Source organism: Streptomyces sp. NPDC002701, assembly GCF_042889045.1.
Taxonomy (GTDB): domain Bacteria; phylum Actinomycetota; class Actinomycetes; order Streptomycetales; family Streptomycetaceae; genus Streptomyces.
The window spans coordinates 195,547-208,935 of record NZ_JBIAQL010000004.1; the positions used below are offsets into that span (position 1 = coordinate 195,547).

The following is a 13,389-nucleotide window of genomic DNA, read 5'->3' on the forward strand; positions in this document are numbered from 1 at the left end:
CTTCCTTTTCGCTGATCAAGGCACGATCGGGATGTGACACGAGAGTGACGACTCCCCATCAAGCCAGCAGAGGAAGAACATCCGTCTCGTTCGATATATCGACAGGCGTTCGAAATCTGTGCAGACCCTAGAAGGCCAAGGTTGAACTGTCAATGAGATGGGCGCTGATCATTGCAAAAAGGGCGAGCGCTGTACCAGATGATTCCCAGCGCATGCCGTGATCTCCGGCGTCTCGAAGCTGCTTCACGAGCGCTGCCGGACTTGATCAATTGATGTGGGGCCCTTCGCTGAACCTGAGCTTGTTCACATTGCGGCGATCTGGCGGACAAGGGCGACCGGCCCGTTCTGCCGATCGCCACCCAACAGACCGAGCTGACCCAACCCTCCAGTGCTCGGCGCCCTCGCCGGCCCACCGGCCCAAGATCTTGCGCCGGCCTCGACCGTGACCGCGAGGGCCCCACGGATCGGCCTGATCAGCCGATGGGCTCGGCCACGATGAGCTGGAACCGCTCGAAGGACAGCTTCACGATGTTGTGCTGAGCAGTGGCAGTTCCGAGTGACTTGCCGGTGAACGGGTCCGTCAGGCGGTACCGCCTGTGGCCCAGACCGCGCAGCTCGACCGTCCCGTCCCACTGGTCGGCGTAGAAGGCGTAGTGGAGGGTCCGCTTCTTGGCCACGACATGCGCCTCGGGCTTGTCGAAACCGATGTCGTACAGCTCGCCGCGGTACTCGCCGGTGGGCAGCATGTTCTTCTCGTACAGCGACACCCACTTGCGCCAGAGGACCTCCTTCTCCGGGGTGAGGTCGGTCGCCGTGTCCGGGGCTCCGGTTCCGGGGAGGGTGAACTTGGTCGACAGGACGGCTCCGACCCCGTAGGAGGACGCGAAGTCGTCGCCGTTGTCGCTCAGTTCGACGTGGTCGCCGGCGTAGCTGCTGCCCGCGCCCATCAGGGCCTTCATCGATTTGCCCTTGCTCCGGACCTGGTAGGAGGACTCCGGGTCCGAGCTGGGGTACTGGTCGACGTAGGGCAGGTTGTGGAAGGCGAAGGCGGTGCCGCAGGGGCAGAGTTCGACGACGGCGCCGGGGTTCGCCGCGTGCGCGGCCTCGTGGATCGCCTTCCAGAACCGGGCCACGCCCTCGGTGGATTCCTCGGGGCGGGCGTGCCGGTGCCTGGGGTTGTAGCAGGGCGCGACGCTGTTGAGGTGCTGACCGTCGATCTTGAGCCCCTCGTAGCCCCAGTCGCCGATGAACTTCTTGGCCTGCTCGACGAAGTAGTCCACCGTCGGCTGGTAGGCCGGGCAGAGCGTGTAGGCGTCCCACCAGGTGACGTCCTGCTTGTTGCCGTCGCGGTCCAGCAACAGCATGTCGGAGCGGTCCCGCATCAGGTTGCTGTCGGGGTCCGCCGCGAGCGGGGCCCACCACAGGCGCGGTCGCAGGCCGGCGTCCCGTATCTCCTTGGTGAAGGCCCGCATGTCCGCTTCGCCGCGCGGGAACTTCGCCGTGTTGATGTCCCAGTCGCCTTCATTGGTCTGCCAGCCGTCGTCGAGCACGGCCCAGCGCAGGCCGACCTCGTGCACCTTCGGCAGCGCTGCGGTGATCTGATCGGTGGCGAAGTCGCGCTCGTAGCCCCAGGCACACCAGATGGGTTCGAAGGCTGAGGCGGGGACCTTGGGGGCGCGCTGGCCGATGTCGCTCATGTAGTCGCGGTACCGCTGGAGCGGCACGAAGTGGTCGCCGGGCAGGGCGGTCAAGAACGTGGTGCTGGTGCTGAGCCGACGGCCCGGCTTCAGGGTGCGGGCGGTGTCGTCCTGGATGGCGATGCTAGCTCCGGCGGCCGTTTTGCGGACCGGCATGCGCAGGACCGTCGCCACGGGCTCGACGTGTCCGACGGAAAGGCCCGCGCCCCGGCGCCAGACGGTCGCCAGCGGGGTGCCGCCGCCGTAGTCGGAGGAGTCCATCCCCAGCGAGTTCTCCTGGACGTAGCCGTCCTTCACCGGCATCACCCAGTCGCGGCGGTCCGTGTGGGTGGTGCCGGAGAAGGTGTAGAAGCCGCCGGGGGTCTGCAGGAGTTCGTGGGCCGCGTTGCGCCACCCGGTGACCTTCAGCGCGGTGGAGGACCTGTTGGTGTAGGTCACCTTCATCACGATCATGCCGGCCAGCCGCTCGAAGGAGGTCAGCTCGAGCGTCTTGTGTACGCCTTCCTTGGACGTGCCCTCGATCGTCACCTGGATGCCCGCGCCGTGGCGGGTGTGCCGGGTGGTGCGGGTCCGGTGTCCGCGGTAGGTGAACGCCTCGATGGTCTTGTCGCCCACCAGCAGGGCTTCGCCGGCGTCGAAGCGAGTGAGGTCGACGCCCTTCAACGCCACTCGGCTGCGCAGTTGGTCGTCGAACTCCAGGGTGATGGAGGTGTCGCCGACTCCGACGAGGTCAGGATCCGAGTTCGGTGCGGCGGCCGCGGGTGAGGCGCCCATGGCCACGGCGGGGAAGGCGGCCAGGCCGGCTCCCCCCAGCGCCACCTTCAGTACGCTTCGCCGGTTCATGTCCGTCATGTCGAACTCTCTTTCGGTCGCGGCGCCCACCTGGGGCAGCCGCCTTTGGTCCGTCGTTGTGGATCGTCAGAGTCGAACAGCGCGCCGGCGACGAAGCGACCGTCCGTAGCGCTTGTCGGTGCCCGGTCTGATCGGTGCCTGGTCTGCTACCGGTTTTCGCGGGAGGTCGGATGGGGTCGGGGGACGGCGTGTCGTCCGAACGGGCGCCCCGGTGCCAGGTCACCTCCCGCGGCAGTGCGCGGTCATCCTCGTGAGCTGAGACAACGTTGCCTCGATGACCGGGGGGCCCGGGCGCGGCGAAACGGAAGGTCGCTCCGGGGTGACTTCCTCATCACCGGGTGGTCTGCATCGAGAACGTAAGTGGTATTCGAGTGGCATGTCAACGGGTCGGCCGCTTGGGCGAGCGGTGAGCGCCGTCGATCGGATTGGTATGTTTCTGGTATGACGGATGCGAGAACGCCGATGCCCAGAGGTCTGTTCGGGGACGACGCCCTCCCGTTGTACGAGCGCACAGCCACGCAGTTGCTCGACGACCTGCGCGCCGCTGCCGCCCGCCCCGGTGACCGGCTGCCCTCCGAACGGGCTCTGGTCGACCGGTACGCCGTGTCGCGCGTGACGCTGCGAGCGGCCCTCGCGCAATTGCAGTCGCGGGGCATCGTGCGGCCGTCGTCGTCGCGCGGGTGGTTCGTCGCCGAGCTCGGTCTGCTTCCCGAGGCAACCATGACGTCCGCCTCGGCGGCCCCGCAGGTCCAGGGGTTCGCCGATTACGCCCAGGCCAACGGCTTGACCACGGCCGGCAAAGTGCTCTCCGCCACCGTTCGCCCGGCCACGGTGCATGAGGCCGAGCAGCTCCGGATCGCTCCGGGCGCCGACCTCTTCGACCTCCACCGGCTGCGTTTCCTGGACGGTCTGCTGGTCGTGCTCGAGCACAACCGGCTTCCCTTGGCGGCCTGCCCGGCCCTGACCGAAACCGACTTCAACACGGCCTCGCTCTACGCCACGCTGCGCGCCGCCGACCCGCCGCAGCTGCCCCGCGTCGCCGACTATTCGGTCGAGGCCCGCCACCCGACGCCACGGGAGATCGAGCTGTTCGAGATCGGGGAGACCATGCCGATGCTGGTCGCGACCCAGCTGACGTCGAACCAGGAATCACGCCCGATCGAACTGACCGTGCAGGTCTACCGGGGGGACCGCTACCGGTTCCGGGCCTCCATCACCAACCAGGCTTAACCGTTCACCAACTGGTCTTGAACGATCGTCCGGGATCGACCCTCGGCTGCCCAATACCAGATGCATACCAGAATAGGACTGTTGACGACCCTGAATAAGACCAGTACTGTCCGAAATCAACCGCAGGCCATGCCGGCACATGGGCTTGAGATGCGCGTTGAGTGAGGGGTTGGCAATGCAGAGCCCATTGAGCGAGGTGGTCCGGCGTCAGAAGGCCGGACAGCCGCTGGGCATCACCTCGGTGTGTTCGGCTCATCCGCTGGTCATCGAGGCAGCCGTGGTGCAAGCGCGGGAGACCGGCGGTCATGTACTGGTGGAGGCGACCTCGAACCAGGTCGACCAGTACGGCGGTTACACGGGCATGCGGCCCGCGGACTTCCGCGACCTCGTGTACGGCATCGCCGCCGAAAGTGGTCTGCCACTGGACCGCGTGATTCTCGGCGGCGACCACCTGGGACCGAACCGGTGGCAGTCCCTGACGCCCGACGAGGCGATGGAGCGGGCCGACGCCCTGGTCGCCGCCTACGTGACGGCGGACTTCACCAAGATTCACCTGGACTGCAGCTTCGTGTGTGCCGGTGACCCCGCGCCGCTGACCGACGACGTGGTCGCCGAACGCGCCGCGCGGCTGATCCGGGTGGCCGAGGAGACGGCCGGCCCCGAGCGGGCCGAGCGGATCCGGTACGTGGTCGGTACCGAGGTGCCCACGCCCGGCGGCGCGCACGAGACGCTCGGCGCTCTCGTCCCGACCACGCCCGAGGCAGCGCGCACCACACTGGAGCAGCACCGCAAGGCGTTCGCCCGACACGGCATCGATGAGGTCTGGCCGCGTGTCATGGCCCTCGTCGTCCAGCCGGCCGTGGAGTTCGACCACCTTCAGGTCGTCGACTACCGGCGGGAGCTGACCGAGGAACTGCGCAAGGTCCTCGACGACGAGCCCACCATGGTCTACGAGGCCCACTCGACCGACTACCAGACCACCGAGGCACTCACCGCGCTGGTCGAGGACCACTGGGCGGTCCTCAAGGTGGGCCCCGGACTGACCTTCGCCCTGCGCGAGGCGCTGTTCGCTCTCGCCGCGATCGAGGATGAACTGGTGCCGGCCGCCGCGCGGTCAGGGCTTGCCGAGGTCGTCGAGCAGCGGATGCTCGCCGAGCCGGCCGAATGGGAGGGCTACTACCCGGGCGGCGCCGCCGAGCAGCGCCTCGCGCGCCGCTACAGCTACAGCGACCGGATGCGCTACTACTGGCCCGACCCCGAGATCCAAAAGGCCCAGGCCCGGCTGCTGGACAACCTCTCGGCCGTGGACATCCCCCTGCCGCTGCTCAGCGCACATCTTCCGCTCCAGTACGCCCGTGTCCGCCACGGCGAGCTCGCCGCCCGGCCGCGCGACCTGGTCATGGACCACGTCCGCGATGTTCTGCGCGACTACGACCGCGCCTCCCACCCGAACCACAAGGAGCACGTGTGACCACGCCCTCCGGCACGCCGTCCTCGGACGACGGCGCTGCCCACACCGTCCGCGAGATCGCCCAGCAGCCCGCGCTGTGGCGCGAGGTCGACAAGATCGTCGCGGCCTCCCGGGACTCGCTGGACGCCTTCCTGCGTCCGCTCGTCGCCCGCGGCGACCTGCGCGTGGTGCTCACCGGCGCCGGCACCTCCGCTTTTGCCGGTCAGGTACTCCAGCCCGCCCTGGCCCGGCGGCTGGGACGGCGCGTCGACGCGGTCCCCACCACGGACCTCGTCGCCGACCCCCACGGTTGTCTCGCCGAGGACGTGCCCACGCTGCTGGTCTCCTTCGCGCGGTCGGGCGACAGCCCCGAGTCCGTGGCCGCCACCGTTCTGGCCGATCAGGTTCTCTCCGAGGTGCACCACCTCGTGATCACCTGCAACGAGCAGGGCCGCCTGGCCTGCGAACACGCGAAGCTGCCGAAGTCACACGTGCTGCTGATGCCGCCCGAGTCCAACGACCGCGGCTTCGCCATGACGTCGAGCTTCACGTGCATGACGCTCGCGGCGCTGCTCGCCCTGGGCGGCAGCGCCTACGACGGCGTCGCCGAACGCCTGGCCCGGGCAGCCGAGTCGATCACCGAGAGCAGCGCTGTCGACCGCACCGTCGGCGCCCTCCTGGAGAGCGCACCCGAGCGGATCGTCTTCCTCGGCAGCGGCCCGCTCAAGGGCCTCGCCGAGGAGTCGGCGCTGAAGGTGCTCGAGCTCACCGGTGGGACGCTCATGGCCGTCGCGGAGTCCGCGCTGGGATTCCGGCACGGTCCCAAGGCGGTGCTCAACGACCGTTCGGCCGCGGTGGTGTACATGTCGAACGACCCGTACACCCGCAAGTACGACCAGGACATCCACGCGGAGCTGTGCGGAGATTTGCCCGCCGGCAGCGTCGTCACGGTCTCCGCGGACTCCGGCGCGGAAACGGGGGGCACAGGCGCCGACGCCTGGCCGCTGCCGGGCCTCGATGGCGTCGAGGATGTCGCCCTGGCGCTGTCCGCCGTGGTGTACGCCCAGCTCATCGCCCTGCGCGCCTCCCTGGCCCGAGGTCTGCGGCCCGACAACCCGTTCCCCTCGGGTGAGATCAACCGCGTGGTGCAGGGCGTGACCTTGCACTCCCTGCACCACTGAGCAAAGGCATCAACGGCGCGGACCGAGGGCGCCGGACGGAGGTACAACGATGTTCCTAGGTGTCGACGGTGGCGGTACGAAGACCGCATTCTGCATGGTCGACCGGTCCGGACACGTCGTGGCGCGAGCGCAGGCGGCAAGTTCGTACTACTTCTCCCACGGCATCGAGCTTGTCGGACAAGTGCTGAAGGAAGGCGTCGAAGCTGTCTGCACGGCGGCCGGGCTCGCCCCCGCCGACATCGAGTACGCCTTTTTCGGGCTGCCCGGCTACGGGGAGGCGGCCCGCGATCTGCCCGTCCTGAACGCAACCCCGCGAGCGGTGCTCGGGCACGACCGCTACGCCTGCGACAACGACATGGTCTGCGGCTGGGCGGGTTCGCTGGGCGCGGTCGACGGCATCAACGTCATCAGCGGCACCGGTTCGATGACCTACGGCGAGCGGCTGAGCCGAGGCGTGCGCGTCGGTGGCTGGAGCGAGATGTTCGGCGACGAGGGATCGGCGCACTGGATCGCGATCCGGGGCCTCAACGCCTTCTCACGGATGTGCGACGGGCGGCTCCCCGAGGGACCCCTGGCCGAGGTGTTCCGGCGCCACCTGCACCTCGCGTCCGACCTCGACGTGATCGACGTCGTCCACAACCAGTGGCAGGGCGACCGGAGCCGGATCGCCGCGCTCAGCCGCTCGGTGGCCGAGGCCGCCGCTCTGGGCGACGCGGTCGCCACGGAGATCCTCACCGACGCAGGCCGGGAACTCGCCCTGCTCGTCGACGTCACCCGCGAACGGCTGGAGTTCGGCCCGGACGAGACCGTACCGGTCTCCTACTCCGGCGGCACCTTCGGCGCCCACGCGGTCCTGGAGGCGTTCGCCTCCGGACTGAAAGATCGTTCTACCGACTATGAGCTGCGACACCCTCTCTACGAGCCTGTCGTAGGTGCTGCTCTGTACGCGGCGAAACTCGCTGGAACCTCGCTCGACCCGGGCGCGCTCGACGCGCTGCGCATGGCCTCCGGGATCCCTGCCTCAGGAGAGGACGACCGATGAACAGAGGTACGAAGAGCTGGATCGTGTACGCGTCGCTGCTGGTCCTGTTCTGGGGTGTGTGGGGCGCCTTCTCGAGCGAGCCGAACAGCAGGTACGGCTATCCCAACGAGATGATCTACATCATCTGGGCCTGCACGATGCTCATCCCCGCCTACTTCGCGATGCGCGGCAACACGTTCGACCGCCGGCCGATAGCCGCAGGGTACGGACTGATCGCGGGCCTGACCGGCGCCGGCGGACAGCTGCTGCTGTTCCAGGCGCTCGCCAACGGCCCGGCGTACCTGATCTTCCCGCTGGTCTCGCTCTCCCCGGTGGTCACCGTCCTCATGGCGATGGTGCTGCTGCGTGAGCGGATCAACCGGCTCGCCCTCGTAGGTGTCGTCGCGGCGCTGGCGGCGATCGTGCTGTTCAGCATTCCCAGCAGCAAGGACGACTCGAACTCACACGGCCCGTGGCTGCTGATGGCCATCCTGATCTGCGTCGCCTGGGGCGTGCAGGCGTTCTGCATGCGTAAGGCCGCGGTGGTCGGGGTCAACGACGCGACGACGTTCGGCTGGATGACCATCAGCGGACTGCTGCTGGTGCCGGTGGCGTTCGTGATGATGGGCGATTTCCCGTCCGATGCCCCGTGGCAGGCGCCCGCCCTCACCGCGGTGACGCAGGTCCTCAACGCGGTCGGTGCGCTGTTCCTGGTCATGGCGTTCAGCCGGGGCAAGGCCACGGTGGTCGCCCCCGTCACCAACGCACTGGCGCCGGTGCTGACCATCGTGCTGTCCCTGGCGGTCTACCAGAGGCTCCCGAACGTATGGGGCACCCTCGGCATCGTGCTGGCCCTCGCCGGTTCGACCCTCATGGTCTACAGCGACGAGAAGAGCGGCGAGAGTTCCGTGGCCCCGGGCGCGGTGAACGACGGCGCGGACGTGAGTCCGGCCCCCCAGAAGTCCTGATCGCCCACGTATCCCTACCGGCCGAACCACGTAGCGGTACGGGCCGACACCGGCCCGTACCCTCCGAACCGACATGAAAGCGAGGGGACACCTGTATGCCCCTGGTTCCCACGCGCGAGCTCGTCTCGAAGGCCGCCGCCGCAGGCCGGGCCGTCGCCGCGTTCAACGTGATCACGCTGGAGCACGCCGAGGCGATCACCGCCGGCGCAGCCGCGGCGGGCGCCCCGGGGGTGATCCTGCAGATCAGCGAGAACGCCGTACGGTTCCACGGCGGCCGGGTCGAGCCGATCGCGCGGGCAGCGGCCGAGGTCGGAAAAGCCTGTGACGTCGACGTCGCACTGCACATGGACCATGTGACGGACATGCGGCTGCTGCGCACGGCGGCCGACGCGGGGTTCTCCTCCGTGATGTTCGACGCCGGGGCGCAGCCGTACGCCGAGAACCTCGCCGCCACCCGCGCCGCGGCCCAGTGGGCCCACGGTGCGGGCCTGTGGCTGGAGGCCGAACTCGGCTATGTGGGCGGCAAGCCCGACGCCCCCGCGAGCGCCCACGCGGCCGGGGTGCGCACCGACCCGCAGGAGGCGGCGCGCTATGTCGCGGATACCGGCGTGGACGCCCTGGCCGTCGCCGTCGGCAGCAGCCACGCGATGACCGAACGCTCGGCAACCCTGGACCATGCGCTCATCGAGCGACTGCGGGAGGCCGTGCCCGTACCTCTGGTGCTGCACGGTTCGTCGGGCGTCGGCGACGACGATCTGCGACGAGCCGTTCAGGCGGGCATCGTGAAGATCAACATCGGTACCGCTCTGAACGTCGCGTTCACCGGCGCGGTCCGCGAGACGCTGGCGGAGCACCCCGACCTCACCGACCCCCGCCCTTACATCAGCAAGGGCCGTGAGGCGATGGCGGAGACGGTCCGGGTCCTGCTCGGTGTGGTGAGTGGCTGAAGCGGGGCCGAGGCTTTCGGGGCTTCCACCCGACCTGAGCGGGCTGCCGCCGGCCTACCTGGACGTCGGCTCGGCGCAAACCCTGCGCGACGAGAGCGCCGCCTACGCCAATGGGTGGTGTTCATCTTGCAGGGCGGGGGCTCGGGGAAGGCGTAGCTCGAAGCATGCTCCGAGGGTCCGGGGGGTGAGGGTGAGAGTGCCTCGGTGGCGGTGGGCCAGGTCGCGGGCGATGGCGAGGCCCAGGCCGGTGCCGCCGTGGTCGCGGGAGCGGGCGTCGTCCAGCCGGACGAAGCGTTCGAAGATGCGCTCGGCGTCCTCGGTGGGCACGCCCGGTCCGTCGTCGTGCACGGTGAGGACGACCCAGGCGTCCTGACTCCGAACGGTGATCTGGATGCGGTGTGCTGCGTGGCGGGCGGCGTTGTCGATGAGGTTGCGCAGCAGCCGTTCGTATTCGTCGGGGTTTCCGTGTACGTGCGCGGGGGCGGTGCTGTCGCAAGCGACGGTCAACGACCGTTCGGCGAGGGGGTGTTGCTCGGTCAGTCGGGAGGCGAGAGCTGCCAGGTCGACGGTTTCGGCGCCGGCCACGGGGGTGCGGGTGTCGAGGCGGGCGAGGAGCAGCAGGTCTTCGGCGAGGGCCTGGAGGCGGCGGGTCTGTCGTGCGGCGGTGGTGACCGCGGCGGGCCAGTCGGCGCGTTCCGGGTAGGCGAGCGCAACTTCCAGGCTGGCCAGCAGCGTGGTGAGGGGGCTGCGCAGTTCGTGGGCGGCGTCCGCGACGAAGCGGCGCTGCTGAGCGGCGGCGTCGTCGAGGCGTTGCAGGGTGGTGTTGATGGTGGTGGCCAGGGCGGCGATCTCGTGTCCCGCGGCGGGGACGGTGACACGTTCACGGGGGTCGCTCGCGGTGACCGAGGCCGTGAGGACACGGATGGCTTCGACCGGCCGCAGCACGATACGGACGGCGAGGTAGATGACGGTGGAGATCAGGAGCAGGCTGACGGCCCCGGCCCACAGCAGTCGGCGGTCGGTGGCCTCGGTGATCGTCTCAGCGATCTCCTCGGCTGCGTGCGGGAGCACCACCACATAGACCCGCACGGTGGCTTCGTCGGCGATGCCCAGAGTGGCGACTTGGTCGCTGCTCAGTTCATCGGCCCGGACATCGCTGTACAGGACGAGGTATTCCCTGCTGTCCTTGCCGAACCGCTCCCATGGCTTGGAGTCGTGCCGGCCTGGTATGCGGAGGGGACGCATCGCGTAACCCCTCCCCGAATCGTCGTCCGGCGAGGGTCGCAGCTCGGCCTGTGGCGGCACGGGCAGCACATGGCGCGTTCGGGGGGCGAACTCTTCCATACCTCCGCCGTAGGCGACAGCGGCGCGGCGTCCGGTCGCGACGACCTCGTACGGCAAGGTGCCCTGGTTGACGGGAACCACCCCTTGCTCCACCTGAGCGGTGAGGCCCAGGAGCTGATCCTGTGCCTGCTCTTCGACGATCTGGGTGCTCTGGCGGTAGACGTCGTGGTGCATCCACCAGCCGGTGGTGGCCAGGATGACGGCGGCGGTGGAGGTGGCGGCCAGGGCCGTACGGGCCCGTACCGATCGGGGCCACCAGCGGCGTCGCGGCTCAGTCGCGTTCACGGTCGTCCACCAGTCGGTAGCCGGTGCCCCGTACGGTCTGCAACGACCGCCGGCCGAACGCTGCGTCCACTTTCCTGCGCAGTGCGCTGACGCGTGCTTCCACGAGGTTGGGATCGTGGGCTTCGTCGGGCCACGCGTGATAGAGCAGATCCGTCTTGGAGACCGCCTGGCCCGCCCGGCGGGCCAGCAGTTCCAGCACGGCGAACTCCCTGGGCGTGAGTTCCACCCGGGCCCCGGCCCGGCGGCAGACCCGGCCGGCGACGTCCAACGAGAGGTCGCCCACGGCGAGCACGGGCGGCGCGAGCGTGGCGGCGCGTCTGACCAGGGCCCGAAGCCGCGCGACGAGCACCACGTAGGAGAAGGGTTTGGCCAGGTAGTCGTCGGCCCCCGTGTCCAGGGCTTCTGCCTGGTCCCACTCCCCGTCCTTGGCGGTGAGGACCAGGATGGGGGTCGCGTTGCCCTCCCGGCGCAGTTGGGCACAGACCTTGTAACCGTTGAGCCCGGGCAGCATCAAATCCAGTACGACAAGGGCGTATTCGCCGGTCCGGGCCATCCACAGTCCGTGCCGTCCGTCATGGGCGAGGTCGACGCTGTAACCCTCGGCCGTCAGACCGGTGTGCAGGGTGTGAGCAAGGTCCACCTCGTCTTCGACCACCAGAATGCGCATGCGGTGCAGCCTCGCACAGCGTCGGTCCGCCTTCCTGATCGCCCGGTCAGGTTGGGTCAGGCTCCGGTCAACGAGGTCCGGGCACGCTGGCGCGGTCTCTTCGCCCCTGCTGAAAGGCCCTGTCGCCGATGTCCCTTGATGAACGTGCTCCCACCATGGTCAGGGCGGTCTCCTCTCCCGTACCGGTCCATCGACGATCGCCGGGCCCGTCCAAGACCCTTGTCGTGATCGCACCCCTGTCGCTGGCCATCGCTCTGGGGCTCTGGGGTCTCCGCAGGAAGAACACCATGTGGGGGGACGAGTCCGTCACCTATCAGCTCGCGCACCGCGATCTTTCGCATATATGGTCCACCGCCCAGCACATTGATCTGGTCCATGCCCTCTACTACGCCGTGATGCACGAGATCTTCGGTCTTTTCGGCGGAGGGCTGCTGACGTTGCGGCTGCCGTCCGTGCTGGCAATGTCCGCGGCGGCGAGCGGAGTCGGGCTTCTGGCGCTGCGCCTGGCGGGACCCCGTGCCGGGCTGCTGGCCGGGCTGGTGTTTCCGCTCCTCCCCCAGGTACAGAAGTACGCGCAGGAAGGCCGCTCGTACGCCATGGTCTGTGCCCTGGTCACCTGGGCCACCTATGCGCTCGTGGCCGGCGTCCCGCATCGCGCCCGGTGGCGGTGGGCGGTCTACGGCTCCACCATGCTGCTGGCCTGCCTGCTCCATGAGTTCGCGGTCCTCGTCCTGGTGGCACACGGCGTCACACTGATCGTCGCCCGTGCTCCACGACCAGTACTGAGAGCGTGGAGTGTGGCTGCCGCGGGCGTTGTGGCCGGGCTGTTGCCGCTGGCGATCCACAGTGCGCGGCAGTCGGAGCAGGTGTCCTGGATCGGCGGACCGGTGCGGCCTAACTATTTCCTGGTGGCGGCGGTCGTGGGCATGGTGTGTGCTCTGGTGCCCCTGAGGGTGAGGGGGCCCGTGCGGCTTTCCGCGCTGGCTGTGCCGATTCTCGTGCTTCCGGGCCTTCTGCTGCTGATCGCCTCACTGGTCAAGCCCCTTTTCGTCGACCGGTACGTGGTCTACAGCAATATCGGATTCGCCTTGCTGCTGGGCGCCGGGATGGACTATTTCCTCCGGCGGCAGCGGTCTTCCCGCTACGCGTGGATCGCGGCGGCTGTCGTACTGGCCGCGCTCGTCCAGCCGAGCCTTTCGCTGAGGACGCCCCAGAGCCGGAGCAATGACGTCACCGCCATCGGGGCCGCCGTACGCAAGGAAGGCCGTCCCGGCGACGGGCTGCTCTATCTCGCCGGCCAGCACCGGATCTTGACTGCGGCCAACCCCGAGGACACCCGTCTCCTGACAGATATGGCCCTGGCACAAGACCCCGTTTCGTCGAACACTCTTGCCGGTGTCGAGCTTCCCGCCCAGGAAATTGCGGCCCGCATGCTGGAGTTCGACCGGATCGTCGTGGTCCGCGCGGTGGGTGTGCACTCGCTGACCAACCCGCAGGAGGAAGCGAAAACGAGCACCCTACGGCGCCACTTCCGCGAGTACGGAACCACCCATGTGAACGGGGCGCGAGTCAGCGTCTACGTCCGAGACCACGGCATGTCTCCGAAGGCCGGTCCTGGGTCCGACAGCCCGGGTGCGAGCGGTGAGGTTCTGAGGTGACGGTGGTGGGGGCGGGCCGGGCCGCGCCCCCCCCCCCACCCCCCCCCCCCCCCCAACCCCCCCCCCACCCCCACCCCCGCCCCGCAACC

Annotated in this window: 10 protein-coding genes and 1 pseudogene; 8 read left to right on the top strand and 3 right to left on the bottom strand. The window is 69.0% G+C overall.

What is annotated here, in order from left to right; all coding sequences use genetic code 11:
* Positions 1 to 473 precede the first annotated feature (473 nt).
* Positions 474 to 2,549 carry a glycoside hydrolase family 36 protein gene (locus tag ACFYXC_RS13470; protein WP_389550534.1) on the bottom strand — a complete coding sequence of 692 codons (2,076 nt, stop codon included), beginning with the start codon at positions 2,547 to 2,549 and terminating at the stop codon, positions 474 to 476.
* Between the two features lie 441 nt (positions 2,550 to 2,990).
* Between ACFYXC_RS13470 and ACFYXC_RS13475 the strand changes: the two genes are divergently transcribed.
* From ACFYXC_RS13475 to ACFYXC_RS13505, 7 genes and pseudogenes are all read left to right on the top strand, one after another.
* Entirely contained in the window at positions 2,991 to 3,779 is a 789-nt protein-coding gene (locus ACFYXC_RS13475) for a GntR family transcriptional regulator (protein ID WP_389550537.1), read from the top strand.
* A gap of 175 nt (positions 3,780 to 3,954) precedes the next feature.
* Positions 3,955 to 5,250: a D-tagatose-bisphosphate aldolase, class II, non-catalytic subunit gene (locus ACFYXC_RS13480; RefSeq protein ID WP_389550540.1), complete on the top strand. Its 1,296-nt coding sequence runs from the start codon at positions 3,955 to 3,957 to the stop codon at positions 5,248 to 5,250.
* Complete coding sequence (locus tag ACFYXC_RS13485) at positions 5,247 to 6,410, top strand: SIS domain-containing protein (RefSeq protein WP_389550543.1); 1,164 nt, start codon at positions 5,247 to 5,249, stop codon at positions 6,408 to 6,410. The genes ACFYXC_RS13480 and ACFYXC_RS13485 overlap by 4 nt, the downstream gene beginning before the upstream one ends.
* 49 nt (positions 6,411 to 6,459) lie before the next feature.
* Positions 6,460 to 7,452: an N-acetylglucosamine kinase gene (locus ACFYXC_RS13490; RefSeq protein ID WP_389550546.1), complete on the top strand. Its 993-nt coding sequence runs from the start codon at positions 6,460 to 6,462 to the stop codon at positions 7,450 to 7,452.
* Entirely contained in the window at positions 7,449 to 8,399 is a 951-nt protein-coding gene (locus ACFYXC_RS13495) for a DMT family transporter (protein ID WP_388927431.1), read from the top strand. The genes ACFYXC_RS13490 and ACFYXC_RS13495 overlap by 4 nt, the downstream gene beginning before the upstream one ends.
* Positions 8,400 to 8,494: 95 nt before the next feature.
* Entirely contained in the window at positions 8,495 to 9,346 is an 852-nt protein-coding gene (locus tag ACFYXC_RS13500; protein ID WP_389550550.1) for a ketose-bisphosphate aldolase, read from the top strand.
* Between the two features lie 31 nt (positions 9,347 to 9,377).
* Positions 9,378 to 9,458 (top strand): annotated as a pseudogene (locus ACFYXC_RS13505) (alpha/beta hydrolase); the annotation flags it as partial.
* Here the strand turns inward: ACFYXC_RS13505 and ACFYXC_RS13510 are convergent.
* Complete coding sequence (locus tag ACFYXC_RS13510; RefSeq protein WP_389550553.1) at positions 9,449 to 10,975, bottom strand: sensor histidine kinase; 1,527 nt, start codon at positions 10,973 to 10,975, stop codon at positions 9,449 to 9,451. The pseudogene ACFYXC_RS13505 and the gene ACFYXC_RS13510 overlap by 10 nt on opposite strands.
* A complete protein-coding gene (locus ACFYXC_RS13515; RefSeq protein ID WP_389550556.1) occupies positions 10,962 to 11,642 on the bottom strand; it encodes a response regulator transcription factor in 681 nt (226 codons plus the stop codon). Before ACFYXC_RS13515 ends, ACFYXC_RS13510 begins: the two co-directional genes overlap by 14 nt.
* A 128-nt stretch (positions 11,643 to 11,770) precedes the next feature.
* On the opposite strand from ACFYXC_RS13515, the gene ACFYXC_RS13520 reads away from it, so the two are divergent.
* Positions 11,771 to 13,300 carry a hypothetical protein gene (locus ACFYXC_RS13520; RefSeq protein WP_389550559.1) on the top strand — a complete coding sequence of 510 codons (1,530 nt, stop codon included), beginning with the start codon at positions 11,771 to 11,773 and terminating at the stop codon, positions 13,298 to 13,300.
* The last annotated feature ends 89 nt before the right edge of the window (positions 13,301 to 13,389 follow it).

Bases quoted from the DNA above. Each gene is read 5' to 3' on its own strand.
- ACFYXC_RS13470 (WP_389550534.1), bottom strand. From the start codon at position 2,549: ATGACGGACATGAACCGGCGAAGCGTACTGAAGGTGGCGCTGGGGGGA.
- ACFYXC_RS13475 (WP_389550537.1), top strand. From the start codon at position 2,991: ATGACGGATGCGAGAACGCCGATGCCCAGAGGTCTGTTCGGGGACGAC.
- ACFYXC_RS13480 (WP_389550540.1), top strand. From the start codon at position 3,955: ATGCAGAGCCCATTGAGCGAGGTGGTCCGGCGTCAGAAGGCCGGACAG.
- ACFYXC_RS13490 (WP_389550546.1), top strand. From the start codon at position 6,460: ATGTTCCTAGGTGTCGACGGTGGCGGTACGAAGACCGCATTCTGCATG.
- ACFYXC_RS13495 (WP_388927431.1), top strand. From the start codon at position 7,449: ATGAACAGAGGTACGAAGAGCTGGATCGTGTACGCGTCGCTGCTGGTC.
- ACFYXC_RS13500 (WP_389550550.1), top strand. From the start codon at position 8,495: ATGCCCCTGGTTCCCACGCGCGAGCTCGTCTCGAAGGCCGCCGCCGCA.
- ACFYXC_RS13515 (WP_389550556.1), bottom strand. From the start codon at position 11,642: ATGCGCATTCTGGTGGTCGAAGACGAGGTGGACCTTGCTCACACCCTG.
- ACFYXC_RS13520 (WP_389550559.1), top strand. From the start codon at position 11,771: ATGTCCCTTGATGAACGTGCTCCCACCATGGTCAGGGCGGTCTCCTCT.